19 protein-coding genes are annotated in these 17,556 nt (G+C 42.6%); 15 read left to right on the top strand and 4 right to left on the bottom strand.

What is annotated here, in order from left to right:
• Positions 1 to 43 precede the first annotated feature (43 nt).
• The 6 genes from AC1DE7_RS19820 (at position 44) to AC1DE7_RS19795 (ending at position 5,552) form a co-directional block, all read left to right on the top strand.
• Positions 44 to 172, top strand: a complete 129-nt coding sequence (locus AC1DE7_RS19820) for a DUF6254 family protein (protein ID WP_219845137.1) — start codon at positions 44 to 46, stop codon at positions 170 to 172.
• A 363-nt stretch (positions 173 to 535) separates the two neighbouring features.
• Positions 536 to 1,834: an NCS2 family permease gene (locus AC1DE7_RS19815; protein WP_221821210.1), complete on the top strand. Its 1,299-nt coding sequence runs from the start codon at positions 536 to 538 to the stop codon at positions 1,832 to 1,834.
• A gap of 164 nt (positions 1,835 to 1,998) precedes the next feature.
• Positions 1,999 to 2,976 (top strand): alpha/beta hydrolase, encoded by a 978-nt coding sequence (locus AC1DE7_RS19810; RefSeq protein ID WP_477535030.1) that lies wholly within the window; start codon positions 1,999 to 2,001, stop codon positions 2,974 to 2,976.
• 141 nt (positions 2,977 to 3,117) lie between these two features.
• Entirely contained in the window at positions 3,118 to 3,885 is a 768-nt protein-coding gene (locus AC1DE7_RS19805) for a MerR family transcriptional regulator (RefSeq protein ID WP_477535029.1), read from the top strand.
• Positions 3,886 to 3,898: 13 nt separating this feature from the next.
• Positions 3,899 to 4,543, top strand: a complete 645-nt coding sequence (locus tag AC1DE7_RS19800) for a GNAT family N-acetyltransferase (RefSeq protein ID WP_339287002.1) — start codon at positions 3,899 to 3,901, stop codon at positions 4,541 to 4,543.
• Entirely contained in the window at positions 4,536 to 5,552 is a 1,017-nt protein-coding gene (locus tag AC1DE7_RS19795) for an alpha/beta hydrolase family protein (protein WP_477535028.1), read from the top strand. Before AC1DE7_RS19800 ends, AC1DE7_RS19795 begins: the two co-directional genes overlap by 8 nt.
• Positions 5,553 to 5,662: 110 nt before the next feature.
• On the opposite strand, the gene AC1DE7_RS19790 is transcribed toward AC1DE7_RS19795, so the two are convergent.
• A complete protein-coding gene (locus AC1DE7_RS19790) occupies positions 5,663 to 7,015 on the bottom strand; it encodes an MATE family efflux transporter (RefSeq protein WP_036615611.1) in 1,353 nt (450 codons plus the stop codon).
• Positions 7,016 to 7,151: 136 nt separating this feature from the next.
• On the opposite strand from AC1DE7_RS19790, the gene AC1DE7_RS19785 reads away from it, so the two are divergent.
• On the top strand, positions 7,152 to 7,832 hold the full coding sequence (locus AC1DE7_RS19785) for a TetR/AcrR family transcriptional regulator C-terminal domain-containing protein (protein WP_477535027.1): 681 nt from the start codon (positions 7,152 to 7,154) through the stop codon (positions 7,830 to 7,832).
• A 31-nt stretch (positions 7,833 to 7,863) separates the two neighbouring features.
• Here AC1DE7_RS19785 and AC1DE7_RS19780 read toward each other — a convergent pair whose 3' ends face one another.
• A complete protein-coding gene (locus AC1DE7_RS19780; protein WP_477535026.1) occupies positions 7,864 to 8,016 on the bottom strand; it encodes a hypothetical protein in 153 nt (50 codons plus the stop codon).
• Between the two features lie 199 nt (positions 8,017 to 8,215).
• Entirely contained in the window at positions 8,216 to 8,875 is a 660-nt protein-coding gene (locus tag AC1DE7_RS19775) for a helix-turn-helix transcriptional regulator (RefSeq protein ID WP_036671328.1), read from the bottom strand.
• A gap of 166 nt (positions 8,876 to 9,041) precedes the next feature.
• Between AC1DE7_RS19775 and AC1DE7_RS19770 the strand changes: the two genes are divergently transcribed.
• The 7 genes from AC1DE7_RS19770 (at position 9,042) to AC1DE7_RS19740 (ending at position 15,641) form a co-directional block, all read left to right on the top strand.
• Positions 9,042 to 10,400: an MFS transporter gene (locus tag AC1DE7_RS19770; RefSeq protein ID WP_036671330.1), complete on the top strand. Its 1,359-nt coding sequence runs from the start codon at positions 9,042 to 9,044 to the stop codon at positions 10,398 to 10,400.
• A 12-nt stretch (positions 10,401 to 10,412) separates the two neighbouring features.
• Positions 10,413 to 10,760 (top strand): winged helix-turn-helix transcriptional regulator, encoded by a 348-nt coding sequence (locus tag AC1DE7_RS19765; protein WP_354437414.1) that lies wholly within the window; start codon positions 10,413 to 10,415, stop codon positions 10,758 to 10,760.
• The gene (locus AC1DE7_RS19760) at positions 10,750 to 11,109 is read left to right on the top strand and encodes a HesB/IscA family protein (RefSeq protein WP_017688344.1); all 360 of its coding nucleotides are present in this window, start codon (positions 10,750 to 10,752) and stop codon (positions 11,107 to 11,109) included. The genes AC1DE7_RS19765 and AC1DE7_RS19760 overlap by 11 nt, the downstream gene beginning before the upstream one ends.
• Before the next feature lie 21 nt (positions 11,110 to 11,130).
• Entirely contained in the window at positions 11,131 to 11,418 is a 288-nt protein-coding gene (locus AC1DE7_RS19755; RefSeq protein WP_477535025.1) for a HesB/YadR/YfhF family protein, read from the top strand.
• Between the two features lie 121 nt (positions 11,419 to 11,539).
• Positions 11,540 to 12,979: an MFS transporter gene (locus AC1DE7_RS19750; protein ID WP_477535024.1), complete on the top strand. Its 1,440-nt coding sequence runs from the start codon at positions 11,540 to 11,542 to the stop codon at positions 12,977 to 12,979.
• Between the two features lie 70 nt (positions 12,980 to 13,049).
• Positions 13,050 to 14,273, top strand: coding sequence for a macrolide family glycosyltransferase (locus AC1DE7_RS19745; protein WP_477535023.1), 1,224 nt, complete (start codon positions 13,050 to 13,052; stop codon positions 14,271 to 14,273).
• A 138-nt stretch (positions 14,274 to 14,411) separates the two neighbouring features.
• The gene (locus AC1DE7_RS19740; protein WP_076253136.1) at positions 14,412 to 15,641 is read left to right on the top strand and encodes a multidrug effflux MFS transporter; all 1,230 of its coding nucleotides are present in this window, start codon (positions 14,412 to 14,414) and stop codon (positions 15,639 to 15,641) included.
• A gap of 165 nt (positions 15,642 to 15,806) precedes the next feature.
• Here AC1DE7_RS19740 and AC1DE7_RS19735 read toward each other — a convergent pair whose 3' ends face one another.
• A complete protein-coding gene (locus AC1DE7_RS19735; protein ID WP_477535022.1) occupies positions 15,807 to 16,781 on the bottom strand; it encodes a helix-turn-helix transcriptional regulator in 975 nt (324 codons plus the stop codon).
• Between the two features lie 105 nt (positions 16,782 to 16,886).
• On the opposite strand from AC1DE7_RS19735, the gene AC1DE7_RS19730 reads away from it, so the two are divergent.
• Positions 16,887 to 17,366: a GyrI-like domain-containing protein gene (locus AC1DE7_RS19730; RefSeq protein ID WP_477535021.1), complete on the top strand. Its 480-nt coding sequence runs from the start codon at positions 16,887 to 16,889 to the stop codon at positions 17,364 to 17,366.
• Positions 17,367 to 17,556: the final 190 nt, after the last annotated feature.

The raw sequence follows: 17,556 nt of genomic DNA, 5'->3' as shown, positions 1-17,556 counted from the left end.
AAGAAGTAGTAAACATCTCAGTTTCCAGAGGAGGATATCTTGTATGGCTGACCAGAAGAAAAGAAAAGAAGCTGCCTGGAAGTCACGAAAGCAAGAACAGCATCCCCATGGCAAAATCAAATCGCTTAAAGAATTATCCAGCGAATATGAAGAGAAACCTACTACGAATTAAGCAAAAGACTGTCAGTGAACTTTGCTGGCAGTCTTTCTTCATACATTGCAGACATTGAGCAATACGTACATACTCTATTCTAAAAACGAATGAACACAAGAGATAATGTCTGAATAGTTCGTAAATAACTGTGAACAAATCGTTAATTCATTGACATTGCATGTGATTTTAATTAGAATACGAAATGGACTTCAGGTTGATAACAGATATGAGTATCTTTATGTTTAGTTTAGAGCTTAGCTGTTGAATCTTTAAATCCTAACAACGAATATAGGAGCGACAATATTACAATCCTATATGAAGATTAGGATTTTTTGTTTTTAGCTTTGGAGTATAATTTGAAAGTTGGAGGCTGGCTTTACCATGGACAAATGGTTCAAACTTAAAGAACGAGGCACGACTATCCCCACAGAAATTATCGCAGGGGTTACAACATTTTTCACAATGGTATACATAGTTATCGTAAACCCAGGAATACTCAGTAGCACAGGCATGGACTTTAACGGAGTATTCATAGCAACGGTACTGGCAAGTATTGTGGGAACTCTGATTATGGGAATATGGTCCAATTATCCAATCGTCATCGCGCCGGGTATGGGCCTGAATGCATTCTTTGCCTATAGCGTAGTTGCCGGATATGGCGTATCTTGGCAGGTTGCACTGGGAGCCGTATTTATAGCAGGGATTTTGTTTATTATTTTATCACTGACTTCATTCCGTTACATGTTGCTAGATGCAATTCCTGCTAGCTTAAAACATGCCATAACCGCAGGGATCGGATTGTTTATTACAACGGTAGGTTTGCAAAATGCCGGGATTATTGCCGATTCAGAATCGAATTTGATTACGATCGGGAACTTGGCTGAGCCGATGGCTTATCTGACCATTATCGGATTGATTATTACCGTTGTGCTGATGGCTTATAATGTGAAAGGTTACCTTTTCATCGGAATGGTGGTAACAGCGATACTTGCCTGGATCATGGGACTATTCCAAATGCCGGAATCGATTGTATCCATGCCACAAGGCCTCACTTCAACGGCTTTGCAACTGGATCTGGCAGGGGTATTCTCGAATGGTTTATATACAATCATATTTACATTCCTGCTGATCACGCTGTTTGATACGACGGGCACGATGCTCGGCGTTGCTGAACAAGCAGGATTGCTTAAGGATGGTAAATTTCCACGCTCGCGTGGCGCATTATTGGCAGATGCCGTAGGAACAACCTCAGGTGCTTTGCTCGGAACAAGCCCAACATCAGCTTATATCGAGTCCAGCACAGGGGTAGCCGCCGGAGGAAGAACGGGACTGACCGCTGTAACGGTAAGTGTGCTGCTTGCGCTGACTTTGTTCTTCACACCGATCGTAAGTGTAATATCAAGCATTCCGGCGATTACTTCTCCGGCACTGATTATTGTTGGATACTTTATGATTAACGTTATCAGCAAAATCAAATGGGATGATCTCGAAGAAGCATTTCCTGCCTTCCTGATTATCATCCTTACTCCATTGACGCATAGTATTGCGACAGGCATCGGCGTAGGTTTCATCTTTTATCCGGTACTCAAGCTGCTTCGTGGAAAAGGTAAAGATGTTCATCCAATCTTCTACATTTTTGCGGTATTGTTCTTCATTCAGCTTGTGTTCCTGGACCACTAAAACTGTCTTATCCTATGGAGAACTGCTCTCAACAAGCAGTTCTCTTTTTTTTGTAGTTCATACTCCGTTCATATTCCCGTCACGAAGGGGACATCTTCCATGGTTACACTATACCTATGTCGCAAGAGCGGCTCTACAGATATAAAGGACAGGAGAAGATGGAAATGGCAGAAGCAGTGGATGTAACAACAACGGGGACTAAGGGCCGTAAAAAACGGTACTTATGGTTGAAAATAATAGGTGGTATTGTCGGCGCGCTGGTGCTGTTCATGGGCATCACGTTTGTCGTTCATACGATAAGTAATGGGTCCGAGAAAAAGAAAATCGAATCGTACGGCCAATATGTCAATGTTGATGGGAAGAATATGAATGTATCCATTCAAGGTAGCGGCGAACAAACCATCGTGTTACTTCCCGGACAAGGAACACCGTCACCAGTACTTGATTTCAAATTGTTAATCGATGAATTAACTTCTGATTACAAAGTTGTGGCGATTGAGCCTTTCGGTTATGGGTTAAGTGACCAAATCGAAACGGAGAGAACCACCGAGAATATTGTTAGTGAGATTCATGAAGCTGTACAACAGCTCGGTATAGATCGTTATATTCTGATGGGGCATTCCATCACGGGACTGTACGCGGCGACTTATGTGAACACGTATCCGGATGAAGTCTCTGCTTTTGTCGGGATCGATAGCAGTGTTCCGAATCAACCTGGCATGGATGTTAAATTACCTTTGAACTTAATGAAATTCTTTCAAAAATCAGGCTTAATGAGAGTACTCAATAAAGTGAGTGGTGATTCATATGCATCACTTGACTATGATGAACATACCAAAGAACAGATGAAGTTGATTTCGAATCAAGTCTCGACAAATCCGACATTAGTAAATGAGCTTAAACATCTGGGTTCCAATTTCAAAAATGGAGAAAAACTCACGTATCCTAGTGATCTGCCAGTGCTTCTCTTTGTTCAATCCAATAACGAGAAAAACCCGCAGTGGATTCCGTTACATGAAGCACAAGCCAAACAATCCGCGCAGGGCAAAATGATCCCAATGGAAGGTTCACATTACCTGCATCATACGAAATACAAAGAAATTGCCGAGGAATTCAAATCTTACATGAAACAAATCCAATAGGATGATTGATTAATAAACTGCGGTACCGAATCTGGTGCCGTGGTTTTTTGTTATCAGGAGAGGCTAAAATAAAGACTTGACCTTAGGTCAGACCTAAGGTTTATGTTTGTAATATGAAAAACAGCAAAGGTGGTGAATTGGTTGAGTGATGAAATTACGATTAGTGATCTGGCAAAGCTGATGAAAGTCTCTGTACATCAAATTCGATACTTCGAAGAAAAAGGGGTGTTACACCCTGCTTATATAGCAGAAAACCAATACAGGATGTATGGGGTAGATGAAATTTACCGTCTATCTCATATTTTGTTGCTTCGCAAAATGGGACTGTCTGTTCAAATGATCAAGGAATGTTTGAGTAATCTGACAACCATTCAAATCACATCATTATTTCGCCAAGCGTTAGCAGACACGGAAGCAGCCATCACTCAGCTTCAGCAAACAAAGCACCTTATCAGCAAGTTGCTGCAGGAGAAAGATCATATTCCACGTGATGAAGAACAAGTAACTTATTCTATTGTTACTCGTGAGGAGGTTCACTTATCCCTGTGGTTCCATATGGAAGCGCAAGGATATTTGCATGCAAGGAGACTGATCCAACACAACGGAAATATTCCCGATTTATTTGAAGCCGACATCCTTTATGCGTACGATGAGACGGACACCCTAGGAATTTATACACAAAAGGAGGGAGCGAACGATTTAGTTTTGCCTAGAGGAAAATATCTTTCTCGTCATGTATATGTACAAACTGAAGCTGAACTCAAAGAACATATCAACGAATTTTATGCTTATGCAGAACACCAGGGCTATCCGTATCACGGTCCACTTATTATGGTAGAAAAATCTTATTTATCTTTATTCACACCAGAAAAGCTTCATTATGAGCTATTGTTACAAATGATCGAGTAGGGGGAGGCACACAGTGACAACTTCCATTCAGATAGAACCCGTTTGTCCCCAGTTTCATCAAGCTGTTGCTGAACTCATGGCTTATGGTTTTGGACACAAATTTCAAAAGATCACTTCATTGTCCATAACTGATCTGGCTTATGTATTTGAACAGTTGCTCAATCATCCGCCCATAGAACAGAGTACTCTTCGAGTCATTGCTCGTGAAAATGAGGAGATTGTTGGCACCATGTGCTTGAAATGGAAGGAAGCAGATAACAGAGTAGCAATAACAAGCGTTCGTGCCAATCCTCATTGGTGGAGCCAGTGCAATAGAGTTGGCATGTGGAAACTGCTTCAGTTAATAACTGGTTTACATCTGCTGAAGCATACTCCTACATTAGGCGAATGTTATGTGGAAGATCTGGTTGTACATCCACAGCACCAAGGCAAGGGAATTGGTACGCAGTTGCTTCAATGGGCACAGAAATATATGTTGCAATCCAAATCAATGTCATCTCTTAGCTTGCATGTGGCAAGTCAGAATCATCAAGCGATACAGTTATATGAACGCTATCAATTTCGCAAGCAGTATAGCACAAACAGCTTTCTGACCGGCCTGCTCTTAGGCGAAAACCAATGGCATTACATGATTTACAAAGGAGATAGTTATGTTTAATTGGAAAAAACGATACATCTCAGTTATTGTGGCAATCTTACTGATGGTTGGTGCAGGACTGTACATAGTCGATCAAAGTGATTTTGACATGGAGGAACAAACCATTGAAATTCAATCTTCACAGGGTAAGTTGACAGGTACGCTCACGTTACCCAGAAACCATTCAGGCAAGCTAGGTCTAGTGCTGTTTATTCACGGTGACGGTCCGATAGACTCTACTCATGGTGAGGGATACAAACCGTTATGGGAGCGACTGGCATCGATCGGGTATGCATCCTTATCACTAGATAAACGGGGAATCGGGGGTTCAGAGGGAAACTGGCTAGATCAAAGCATGGATGATCGTGTTGTGGAGGCACAACAAGCAATTGCATGGGCGAAAGAACAATCCATCATTGATGATTCCAAAATAGGCGTATGGGGTGCCAGCCAAGCAGGCTGGGTGATTCCTAAGCTTGCTGGGAAAGAACATCTCGCCTTCAGTATCTTGGTATCACCAGCGATAAACTGGTTGGAACAGGGAGAATACAACACACGTAGCCAAATGGCGAAAGACGGTCATTCCACGGAGGAGATTCAAAATCAGGTCGATTATGAAAACCAGATTAAAGAGATTTTACAGAAACATGGCACATATGAAGAGTACACCAAGATTGCTCGAGAGCATGATCTGATTTCCAAAGAACGCTGGAACTTCATAAAGAAAAATTTTGCTTCAGATGCCACTGCGGATTTACATCATTTCAAAACCCCTGTACTCCTTCTGCTTGGAGAAGATGATGTGAATGTGGACATTGTTGATACAGAGCAAGCATACCGTAAAGGAATTCAGCCATCTTCCTTGCTTCATGTGAAAATCTTCTCTAATACAGAACATTCGATGTTACCAACCTCTATTGCAGGCTCGGAATGGAAACAATCACTACGATTTCTGTTTGCTCCGAGAAGCATTACAGTGGATGGGTATATGGATGAAATAGAACATATGTTGACCGCTTTTTCCTTATAACAGAGGGTTTACGATCACTTCGTATCACCAGATAGATAATTGTCATTTCGAAATGAAAGAGCAGGGTCAGGGAGCGCCCTTATCCTGCCTTTTTGCGTGTTATATGTTAACTACTGTGCCAAATGTTCCAGATCAGGCTGCAATTTGGTCCGCAAAACATATAACATAATGGCCCCAACTAGGAAAGCCACGGCATCCGCAATAACGAGCGACCAGATCACTCCATGAAAGCCATTCATTTGATTAGCGATATACAATATAGGAATTAGTGTAATCCCTTGAATTATGGACATAACAAACGCGGCGGTTCCTTGGGCTGTTGCTTGGAAGATCCCCATAAACAAAGAAGTCATTCCTGTAATAAACAAGGATAAGAAGGTTACATGCAGAATGTAGCTACCCATTTCAATTAATTGCGGGTCAGTCGTAAATAAACCAATCAAGTGGTCAGAGATTAGATAAACGATAACACCAAACAGGACGGCTAAGCCCAAAATAGCTTTGATCGTGAATCCAATCGTTTGTTTCATGCGTAATTTGTTCGCTGTGAATGAGAAGGCAATCAACGGCACAACTCCCTCGCACAAGCCCATCAGAATAAACTCAGGAAATTGCAATAAACGTGATGAGATTCCATACCCCGCAACGGCCTGATCCCCATATTCGACAAGAAAAAGGTTAAGAATAAGCGACATTGCACCCAAGAAGACACTCATAACAAAGACGGGAACACCGATTTTGAACACATTGCTCAGGATGTCCTTCGTAACCTTGAACCATTTCAGGGAGACGGTTAAGAATTGACTCTTATAACTCATATGGTAAGCGTAAAATGCACTCGCAACCAAGTTGGAGATGACGGTAGCAGATGCAACGCCAATCACGCCCCAATGGAAGACAAAAATGAATAGTGCATCAAGGATAATATTTATAACAACACTGAGAATCATACCGGTCATAGAAGTCATTGCTGAACCTTCTGAGCGCACGATATTCTCCAGGGTGAAGAATAAGATGACGAAGGGTGAACCCATAAGCATAATCGTGACATACTCTTTCGTAAATCCGAAGGACTCTGGCGTTGCCCCCAGCCCATGAACGATTGGTTCAATCAGCGGGAGCCCAACGGCCATCACAATAATTCCGAGAACTAAACTGCTGTAAAAGGCAAATGAAGATACATGCTTCAGATCATCTACTTTTTTCTCTCCCAGCAAACGGGAGATGAATGTGCCGCTGCCTATACCAATTAAATTACCAAGGGCCATGATGACCGCGAATAAAGGTAAAGTTAATGCGAGTGCGGTTAACATTGCCGTATTACCCAGTGTGCCAAGGAAATAGGCATTCAAGATGGAGTAAATAACACTCATTGACGTGCCTAGCATCATTGGGACAGCAAAATGAGCTACGGCTTTGGCGATTGGTGCTTTTTCAAAGTAATGGAGGTTTTCTGCATCCATGTGGGTCACTACTTTCTTCGTTAATATTGATCTAATCTAACACCGTTAGATTGAACCTTACAGTGTTAGATGTTATCATGAACTTATGAACCTGTAAAGCATAAACTTACACTGTTAGATAAAAGGGCGGATACTAATGAAAAAACAACAGCCTCAGATTTCGGAAGATAAGATTTTGGAAACTTCGTGGGAACTTCTTGGAGAAGAGGGCATCGAAAAATTCAGCATGAGACGCTTGGCAGACAAGTTGGGGATTCAGGCTCCATCTCTATACTGGTACTTCAAGAGCAAGCAGACGCTCTACCAGCGTCTGGCCAACCAGATATCGAAAATTATTCTGGACGAGTTTCATACTGAAGGAGAATGGAAAGAGCAGATGGAGGGGCTTGCGGTGACGGTACGGAGTGTGCTTAGTAGATACCCGTGCTCCACACAGCTCATGATGATGACGCTGCCCCATGAACCGGACATGATCCGCTTCACCAACCGCATGTTGCTCTGCATGGAATCAACGCCATTAGAGCAAGAACAGAAATTACAGGCCGTTCTTACAATGGTCAACTATGTATTCTATTTCGTACTCGACGATTATCAGCATCAGCGCAATATCTCTGCTGTTATTAAGGACCAGGAAGCACTTCAGGGTGAAGAGATGATCCACCTTCTGGACTCTATGAGTGAGAAGGAAGCGGGACTTTTCAGCAGGATGTATAAGAACGGTCTGTTTGAGGTGATGGGAACCGACGGAGCTTTCGAGTTCGGCTTGAAACTGATTTTGTTGGGGATTGAACAAGTGATAAAGGAACAAGAGAAGTAGAGGTGTGAAGAAACGGAGAAAGTAAGGAGGATTACCGGGTGGTGAATGAATATGTAAAATAACAAATAATGATAACAAAACTAGCCATTATTATAGACAGATTGTTGTTATCATTATTGTTGTTGAAGGTAGTGGATTGCACAACATCTTTCACCGGCAGGTTCATCCAAATTTTTTGTGACATGGCAGTAGCCTCCTAGAGTATATTTTCGACACTCTTACTATACTCTACCTCAATTCAAAATTACATAATCGGGTACATACGATTATGAAAATGTTAGAAATAACCGGTATAATTAAGGATGATTTAGAGAAATCCGAATCGTTCTAATCAGTTCAAAACCAAACCAAAAGAGCAATCTCCAATGAGGTTGCTCTTTTGGTCATGGCTTATTATGCCTAACGGTGTATACGCAGTTTCTTCCTCCGGCTAGAATGTATTCTCCCCGTTCAATATGAACATTATCGCCTAGAACTGTTTTGAATAAATGTAACTCATTCTTGCATAACCCGGTACATACTGCGGCCGCTTCACAGATCGGACAATGCTTCTCAATGAATAGGAGACTGCCATCATCCTGCTCCTTAACCTCGGCCATATAACCTTCATTCGTACGAATTTCGGCCAATTTCTCCAATCTCTCTCTAACTCCTGATGAATCGCCAAGATGCTGAAGATATTGTTCTTGCATATTTTTATTTCGAACATCCAGCAGCTTGTCCAGCCCTTCAGTACCAAAAGCCTCTTTCATCGAATTGATGAGGCTGACGGATAGATCCGAATATCCACTTGGAAAAAAACGATTAGCCGCGGGAGTTAATATCCATAACTTGGTGGGACGACCCATGGGACGGGCCTCTTCCACAGTGGTGACCAATCCTTCTCCTTTTAGCGCATTCAGATGTTGACGAATAGCCATTCCGGATAACGAAAACTGAGAGGAGAGAGTGACAACATCCATTCCCCCGCGCTCTTTTAACAGATTAATAATTGCTCTCCGGGTACTGGTCGAGACATCCTTTTTAGTTTGATTTCCGCTCATGGTGCACCTCCTTGTGACGCAACTGAGTCTACATGACTAACTACATTTTAAACAAAAATGTTGACAAAGTCAAAGCCGGACTGTAGCTTAGACATTATAAACAAAAATGTTTACTAAGTATCCGGATACGATGTATACATACCAATTTTCTTGGAGGTCACATTTCATGTCGTCTAATCATCAAAGTATTTTCAGCCCACGTTATTTTGCACTAACCATAGGAATTATTTTATCAGTGATGGCCGTTGGATTCGAAGGTCTATCCGTAACCACCATTGCTCCTTCGATTGCTGGAGACTTGAACGGCCTTAGCCTGTTCGGATGGATATTCAGTACCTATCTGCTTGCGCAGATTATCGGAACGCTGGTCGTCGGTCGAATCATTGATAAAAGAGGACCTGCAACACCGTTCACTTTTGCACTTCTGTTATTTATCGTAGGGCTGATCGCTGCCGCAACCGCAGGCGACATGTATACCATGATAGGATCACGGGCTCTACAGGGTTTGGGTGCCGGAGCTATGATGACTTGTGTGTATACAGCTATATCGTTAAGTTACCCGGATGAGTTGCGTGCCAAAATTCTTGGAGCATTTGGTACTGCCTATGTTCTTCCGTCCATGCTCGGTCCATATGTAGCAGGAGTTATCGCAGATCAGTGGTCCTGGCGCTTTGTTTTCTGGGGGATCTTACCTGTGCTGGTGGTTTCAGCATTGCTTAGTTTACCTGCCTTTAGGAAATTGAAAGTGCAGAAGACAGGAGGGGATAGCGGATCTTCATCCACTTGGATGGCGTTACTCTTAACGTTAGGTACAGGGATTTTCCTGGTTGGTCTAAGTAGGCTTCCGAGCATTATGGGATTTGTTTTAGTCGTGATTGGCCTAGTATTGATGATATTTCCTCTGCGTAAATTGCTACCGAAGGGAACACTTACGTTGCGCAGAGGAATGCCAGCTATTTTGGCAACACGTGGATTGTTCTTCGCTGCCTATACTAGTACACAGAATTTCCTGGTATTGGCTCTAATCGATGTGAAAGGAATTACACCTTCTCAGGCCGGATTAATTGTGGCGAGTGCTGCATTAAGTTGGTGTATCATTGCGTATCTGCAAGGACGGTGGGATGCGGCAGATCAGGGCAGTGGACGTCATATGAGAATTATTCTTGGCGTATTGTTACTTGCCATAGGGATTGCCATCGTATTTTGGGTACCTGTTGTGACCGTTACCATTGCAGTTATTGGTCAGATCATTGCAGGAGTTGGTATTGGATTGGCGCATCCGATTAGTGGTGTTGTCGCATTTTCCCAAACGGGGGAAGAAGGCGTGGGCCAAACCTCGGCAAATCTGCAATTTGCAGATTCTTTTACACCTGGTGTAGTGATCGGCATTGGTGGTTCCATTCTTGTCGTGTGTCAGGCTGGCGGTATGTCACTTCAATCCGGCTTAATTGTAGCCATGGGTTTCCATCTCTTGTTGATCGTCACGAGTATCATTGCCAGCACTCGGATCTCACCACGCAGATGAATAAGAAAGTGGGTGTACAGACCATTGCTCACTGAGGATCCGAATAAACTATTTACAGCTTATCGCATCATCGGAACGAAATGGACGATCCATATTTTATGTGCTCTGTCTCAAGGCCCGAAGAGATTTGGTGAAATATTCGATAACATTCCTTCCATTTCCGAAATGATCCTCTCCAGACGTTTAAAGGGTCTTCAAGATGATCATTTGGTCAAAAGAACAATACGGACACGCCCTACACAAATTATTTATGAACTTACGCCAAAAGGAGCTGCTCTTGCAGCATTCATACCCTGTCTAATGGACTGGGATACCAAATTTCAAAATGATACCACCGGGAGGAATAAAGATGATCATTGAGGTCAGTGATACAGCATCGGACAAAATCGTTGAGATCTTATCAAGTGCGGATATCCAAAATGCCTTTCTTAGAGTAGGCGTTGATGAAGGGGGATGCAGTGGTTTGTCTTATACCCTTATCGTGGATGAACAGCAGGCAGAAGAAGACATTGTGTTAAATAAAAAGCAATTTAAAATATTGGTTCACGCAAACAGTATTCCATATATTGATGGTCTTGAGATTGACTATGAAGAGAGCGGAATGTTAGGTGGATTCACCATGAATAATCCAAATGCCAAAGTTTCGTGTGGATGCGGAGCCAGTTTCAGAATGGCCAATTATCGTGGCGAAGTGAAAAAATGTGATTAATGTAGGAAGGAGTGCAGAGCAATGATTTCATTTGTAGTATCTGAACAAGCAATCGATTCATTTAAGAATGAATGGGAATTGGAAAAGGACCAATATGTAAGGATTTACGCAAAATATGTCGGAGGAGGCTCCGATGCTTTTACAATTGGCATCAATGCGAGTGCTACACCGGTCGATCCCGCATTGGTTCAATCCATTGGAGGATTTCATTTCTTTATTGAAAAAACAGATGCCTGGATCCTGCAGGATGAACTTCTCCAAATTGACTGTAATGAACATGGCATATTTTCAAGCAAAATCTCCTATTGAACATGGGAACCCTATTCTAAATCATGATCTTACTTTTTAAACATTTAACTTTACAAAGTATAACAATTCATGTATATTCAGGGAGTGAAAAGGTTTATTTTACCATAATATCCATCAAATTATGGAGGTGTGGAAGACAAACAACAATCAGATTGGGATTTTTGATGCTCAGTACAGGGCGCCTACAATTGGGATTATGCTGGTTTTGGCAACCGTAGCTTTTGAAGGACTGGCTATCACAACGATTGCCGCGAAAATGGCACAAAGTTTAGAGGGCATTCATTTATACGGTTGGATCTTCAGCGCATTTTTGTTATCTCAGCTTATTGGAACTTTGGTTATGGGTCAGCAGATTGACAAGCGCGGCGTTTTTACATCCATGCTGATATCTTTTAGTGTTTTTGTGTTAGGAACTGTGGTCTCCGCTATTTCTTTCGATATGCACATGCTTATTGCCGGAAGAGCCCTTCAAGGTTTTGGAGCGGGGGCCCTGATCACATGTGTTTATACCTGTGTGACGTTACATTATCCAGATACACTTCGTACTCAAATCCTGGCCGCATTCTCTATGGCATTTGTCCTACCAACCTTAATCGGACCTTATGCAGCAGGCCTTATTGCTTCCTACATCTCGTGGCGATATGTTTTCTGGATCGTTTTACCCTTGATTGGAATAGCGCTCAGTCTCACATTCCGTTCTTTCCGTAATTTGCAGCTTCAGCAAGATCTGTCCGGTCCAGCGCGAGCAACTGACTCAAAGATTATGTATGCGATTCTGCTTGCGGTTGGAACGGGGCTGTTACTCACAGGACTTGGTATGATAACCGAATGGAAAGGCATAGTACTCACTTTGGCTGGATTAGTCGTCATGATCACACCAATGCGTAAATTGCTGCCAGTAGGGACTTTTTCGGTAAAAAAAGGATTGCCTGCTACTTTGGTATCGAGAGGGCTATATGTTGCTTGTTATTTTACAACGGAAAGTTTTGTGATCTTGGCGCTAACCGAAGTGAAGGGGTTATCAGCTGACCTTGCTGGCCTCATCGTAGCAGCAGGTTCTCTGAGCTGGTCCGCCGCAGCGTGGTTACAAGCCAAGCTTGATGCACGAGATCAAGGTCGTGCCCGAAAGGGTAGGGTCATGACGGGCATTGGGATTATGATCGTTGGAACTGTACTTGTGATCCTGGCTCTTATTTTGACGGACGGCGGGATTATACTCATCCTTCTCTCACAAATGATTACAGGGTTCGGTGTTGGATTGGCCAACCCTACAACGGCAGCCATTGCTTTACAACATGCCTTGCCCAGGAAAGAGGGCGAAATGTCCGCGAATCTACAATTTGTGGATTCCTTCTATATGGGTGTAAGCATTGGCGTTGGTGGCGCTCTGATTGCCTTGTCCGAAACGTTACAGTGGGGCATATCGACAGGTGTTTTGATCGTGTTAACACTGCAATTATTATGGGTCTTGTTAAGTTTCTTGGCATCACTACGAATTACCAAACTCGTTCATCAAGAACATCATCCAATCAACCAAGTGAAGGATAACATCTCCATGTAACGGATGACGACCGCGTCGTTAAATACATCATGAAGAACGGGGGGACTAATTGCATTGGGAGGTGGATAAGATGGCACGTGTATTAGTAGTCATTACTCCAGCTGAAGGACATGTGAATCCATCGTTAGGATTAGTTACTCAGTTGATAGACAATGGTGAGGAAGTCATCTATGTGTGCACGGAGGAGTATCGTTCCCGAATTGAACAAACCGGTGCCCAGATCATTACCTATCCGTTTCCACAAGATGCCTTCTCTCATGATCCGGTGTTGAAACCCCAGGAATACAAGCATTCTTATCAGTTCATTTATATGATGGTAAGCGGTATTATCCGGAGAATCATCCCCAATGTACTGCAGGTGATCGAGGATCAAAAGTTCGATTATATGATCTTTGATTCCCTGATGGGATGGGGAGGGACTATTCTTGCAGAAAAACTGGGAATTCCTGCGGTATGCTCGATTGCGTCCTTTGCTTTTGTGGAGCCTCTGGGGTCTAGCTCAGTTCTGAATGAGACGGAGACGAAGGAGTTATATGAGGCTACGATGAAGATCACAACGGAGTTAGCCGAAGCGTTTCAAGTGAGTATTCCAGCCATGGAAGAGATTCCGGCACATGCAGGTCAGTTAAAGCTTGTGTACACCAGCCGTTATTTTCAGCCGCAGGCAGAAAAGCTGGACGATCGTTTTATTTTCACGGGTCCTTCGATCATAACACGTCAAGATGCTCCGACCTTCTCGTTTGAGTTGCTTCGTGAACGGTACCCGCAAACCGTGTACATTGCTATGGGTACAATTTTAAATAAAAATTTGGATTTCTATCAGCTTTGCTTTGAAGCATTAGGGGATTTACCCGTGAATGTTGTTTTATCTTCAGGAAAGTACACGGACATGACGCCGCTGGCGAATCAAGTTCCTCCTAATTTTATCGTCAAGCCATACATTGCCCAGTTGGACATGCTGCAGCATACCGATGTGTTTATTACACATGCTGGAATGAACAGCACAAGTGAGGCGTTATATTACAATGTTCCGATGGTGATGATTCCATTAACATCGGATCAGCCTCTTGTCGCCAATCGGGTACAGGAGTTGGGCGCGGGTATTACTTTAAATAAACATAATCTCAGTGCAACTAATTTGAGAGAGGCATTAACAGAAGTACTACACAATTCACTTTATAGACGGCAGGCTTACCTCATTGGTGAATCTCTAAGGGAGGCAGGCGGTTACAAGCGAGCTGCCGAAATGATCATGAGTCATATGGGTTCAGGCCGGGGGAGTTACACAATTTAAATGGTTTTCCATTCAAAGTCGCTTAATAAGCGGCTTTTTTTGGTTTTAATAGTCTTAAGACTTGACCTACAGTTAACTCTATGTCTTATACTCGATTAGGCTTGCAAATTATATAAGGAATTGGAGATTTTATTTATTATGGCGAAGAGCACGAATTGGAATGTTTTTGGACTGGCAATACTACTAGGTTTATTTTCTACATTAGGTCCATTTACGATTGATATGTATTTACCGGCTTTTCCGGAGATTGCACAAAATATGAATACAACGGCATCACTTGTACAATTTAGCCTTACTGCTTGTTTATTAGGACTCGGTGTAGGACAACTTGTTATGGGTCCTTTGAGTGACGCGTACGGTAGACGTAGACCATTGTTGATCTGTATGGCAGCCTATATTATTTGTTCCTTGGCATGTGCTTTTGCTCCGAATATCGGACTATTAATTTTGTTTCGTTTCACGCAAGGATTTGCAGCTTCAGCTGGAATTGTCATTTCCCGTGCGATAGCCAGAGATCTGTACAGTGGACATGAACTCACTAAATTTTTCTCTTTGCTGTTGCTTGTAGGGAATTTGGGGCCTCTGGCAGCACCCATCGCGGGAAGTGGGGTTCTTTCATTCACAACCTGGATTGGCGTGTTTATCTGCCTTTCATTCTTGGGAATTTTCTTATTAATCATGACAAAGTGGAGCTTAAAAGAAACACACCCTATCGAAAGACGTATAGTTCCTGACTTCAAACAGCAATTGGGTAATTACAGAATGCTTCTGCGTGACCGTAAGTTTGTAGGCTACATGCTGGCACAGGGAATTATGACAGCAGGGGTCTTTGCTTATGTGGCGGGAACACCATTTATTTACCAAAATATATATGGCGTCACACCCACTGTATTTGCTATATTATTTGCTTCGAACGGCATCAGCTTGATCATCGGATCTCAAATCGTGGGTCGACTAGCTAAACGTATCCCTGAGCAGACGCTGCTATTATCGGGACTATGGCTTGCTATAATAGCAAGTGTGGCTGCTTTGGTCGTAACCCTGGCTCATGGTCCACTTTTCGCATTGGTGATTCCATTGTTCTTCTTCGTATGCTCGATCGGCATTACGTCTACAGCGGCATTCCCACTTGCCATGGAGAGTCAAGCTAAGATGGCCGGAAGTGCAGCAGCACTACTCGGCGTTGTTCCTTTTCTTCTGGGTGCACTGGTTGCTCCTCTGGTCGGCATCGCGGGTGAGGACACTGCCGTCCCGTTAGGACTCACGTTATTAATGACCAGTATCATTGCGATTGTTACTTATTTCCTACTCGTTAAAAACGTCCCGCAGCATACACCTAATCATGCCCAGTCTAATGCTGACTTTTAGTATAGAAGGAACAGCTCGCCAAGCATTGGCGTGAGACATGAATGAATATGATTCCATTACAAGTCGCTAACACAGCGGCTTTTTTTGGTTTTCCGTACTGAATCCTCAGCCTGAATTCAGGTAAGACATGGTTAGATAATGGAGAGACTAGGTAGGAGGGGCTGTTCACTGCTTCATTTGGTATAAGTTTAATCTCTCTTGTACAGCATCTAGGACTTCTGCCGGAATTTCCTTAACCTTGATGTCTTCACCTAGAAAGAGCAACCAATTGGTGATTTCGGTTAACTCTTCCGAGTTATGAACATTCATAAATGCCTTTAGGAGAGCCGTAGTCTGGTATGGATTTGTATAGGCAATTGAAAACTTTAAAGGATGGTATTTTTTGAATTGCGCAATCGCCTTTGGACCAAGTTCCAGGACAAGGTTGATAACTTCTTCCTGCGTGTTTCGTTTGAGTTGTTCTACAATCTTTTTTGTACTCCGTCTTTTTTTCGCCGGGTATGCTTCGACATGGATGAGGTTGTCAACGGATACGATTTGTCTCTTTTCTTCCTCCAGATCAAAACCTTCAATGATCCAATGGCCTTTTTGATGATGAAGGTGCAAGAGAACGATGGGATAGGACTTTGTTTTCTTCTCTTCTTGGACAGTAATTAACAGATAACGTTCTATAAGAAGAATTTGGATGAGTTTTTCCAAGGTAGGGTGAGGCAGGTCTGATAGATCAAGCAAGTCTGGATTATGGGGATTGGTCCCTTCAAAAAGCAATATTTGATTCAAATGCACTAGGTCATCTTGCTGATTTTCTGAGATAAGGCCCAATAATTTTTCAGCCAAAGATTGACGACTCTTCAGATAAGGAAGCTGTTGATTTCTTGTTGCCATAAAAGCAATGAATAACGCTTTGATTTCATTATCGGTAAACCGTACCGTGGGCAGGAGGGAGTTGTTCATGACAAAATAACCCCCGTCCCGCCCAACTTCAGCGACAAGTGGCATTCCCATGGCTTCAATTTCTCTGATATCTCGAATGGCTGTTGAACGAGAAATGTTAAATTCTCGCATGATTTCAGAGATGGTAAAGTGTGCACGGTTATTGATATACCGCGTGATGATATTTATGCGTTCAACTTTTTTCATTGTGCCCCCTAAACAGTATCATATTCTGACATGATTTAAGGTTATTATAAACCTATCAAGTGAAAACACAAATCAATTGAAAATTTAAAGAGGACGGTGTAAACCATGAGTAATTATCATTTTGAAGAAAAAGAGAGCTTTATCGTGTTAGGTATTGGAACGGATCTTAAGAGCGACTATACAGACTATGTTGGCATCAGCAAGGAGAAGGCGGATTTTTGGTCCACGGTGAAAGAGGATGGAAGCCTGGACAAACTAAAGTCTCTGGCAACAAACGACTACATTTTTGCCGTAAACGAAGCAGTGAATAACCAGATGATGCATTATGCTGGTGTCATGACAGAACAATCTCTGCCAGAAGCAACGAGAGTAATCCAATTTCCTAAGGGAGAATACCTGGTTGTGAAGGGCGAAGCTGAAACGGCTGATGCGCTCAGCAATATGCTTACTGGCATTGCCTTTGGTCAAGCTCTACCGACGGAAAAGGATTATGCCTATGTTGGTGGCCCAAACACAACGGTTGAAATGGGAGAGAGAAACGGCGTGGTATATGGTGAAATGTGGGTTCCTGTTGTAAGGAATTAACTAAAGCATAAATATTAAATGCAAAAGAATCCCTTCTTTTATAGGAAGTGGATTCTTTTTTAGTTCAATGTCTAGTGATTATCATTTAATAGATTTAGTATTCCTCAAGTATGTTATCATATTCTTTGTGATGACGGCTTCATTCGAGAACAGCTAAGTAATAAGCATTTTTTATTATTTACATAAAGTT

The organism is Paenibacillus sp. 10L310, assembly GCF_056395745.1.
The sequence above is the reverse complement of the archived record's forward strand: the minus strand, read 5'-3'. Positions and strand labels throughout refer to the sequence as shown.

Excerpts from the sequence above, each read along its gene's own strand:
- AC1DE7_RS19820 (WP_219845137.1), top strand. The coding sequence starts at position 44 with ATGGCTGACCAGAAGAAAAGAAAAGAAGCTGCCTGGAAGTCACGAAAG.
- AC1DE7_RS19815 (WP_221821210.1), top strand. The coding sequence starts at position 536 with ATGGACAAATGGTTCAAACTTAAAGAACGAGGCACGACTATCCCCACA.
- AC1DE7_RS19810 (WP_477535030.1), top strand. The coding sequence starts at position 1,999 with ATGGCAGAAGCAGTGGATGTAACAACAACGGGGACTAAGGGCCGTAAA.
- AC1DE7_RS19795 (WP_477535028.1), top strand. The coding sequence starts at position 4,536 with ATGTTTAATTGGAAAAAACGATACATCTCAGTTATTGTGGCAATCTTA.
- AC1DE7_RS19790 (WP_036615611.1), bottom strand. The coding sequence starts at position 7,015 with ATGGATGCAGAAAACCTCCATTACTTTGAAAAAGCACCAATCGCCAAA.
- AC1DE7_RS19785 (WP_477535027.1), top strand. The coding sequence starts at position 7,152 with ATGAAAAAACAACAGCCTCAGATTTCGGAAGATAAGATTTTGGAAACT.
- AC1DE7_RS19780 (WP_477535026.1), bottom strand. The coding sequence starts at position 8,016 with ATGTCACAAAAAATTTGGATGAACCTGCCGGTGAAAGATGTTGTGCAA.
- AC1DE7_RS19775 (WP_036671328.1), bottom strand. The coding sequence starts at position 8,875 with ATGAGCGGAAATCAAACTAAAAAGGATGTCTCGACCAGTACCCGGAGA.
- AC1DE7_RS19770 (WP_036671330.1), top strand. The coding sequence starts at position 9,042 with ATGTCGTCTAATCATCAAAGTATTTTCAGCCCACGTTATTTTGCACTA.
- AC1DE7_RS19760 (WP_017688344.1), top strand. The coding sequence starts at position 10,750 with ATGATCATTGAGGTCAGTGATACAGCATCGGACAAAATCGTTGAGATC.
- AC1DE7_RS19755 (WP_477535025.1), top strand. The coding sequence starts at position 11,131 with ATGATTTCATTTGTAGTATCTGAACAAGCAATCGATTCATTTAAGAAT.
- AC1DE7_RS19750 (WP_477535024.1), top strand. The coding sequence starts at position 11,540 with ATGGAGGTGTGGAAGACAAACAACAATCAGATTGGGATTTTTGATGCT.
- AC1DE7_RS19745 (WP_477535023.1), top strand. The coding sequence starts at position 13,050 with ATGGCACGTGTATTAGTAGTCATTACTCCAGCTGAAGGACATGTGAAT.
- AC1DE7_RS19740 (WP_076253136.1), top strand. The coding sequence starts at position 14,412 with ATGGCGAAGAGCACGAATTGGAATGTTTTTGGACTGGCAATACTACTA.
- AC1DE7_RS19735 (WP_477535022.1), bottom strand. The coding sequence starts at position 16,781 with ATGAAAAAAGTTGAACGCATAAATATCATCACGCGGTATATCAATAAC.
- AC1DE7_RS19730 (WP_477535021.1), top strand. The coding sequence starts at position 16,887 with ATGAGTAATTATCATTTTGAAGAAAAAGAGAGCTTTATCGTGTTAGGT.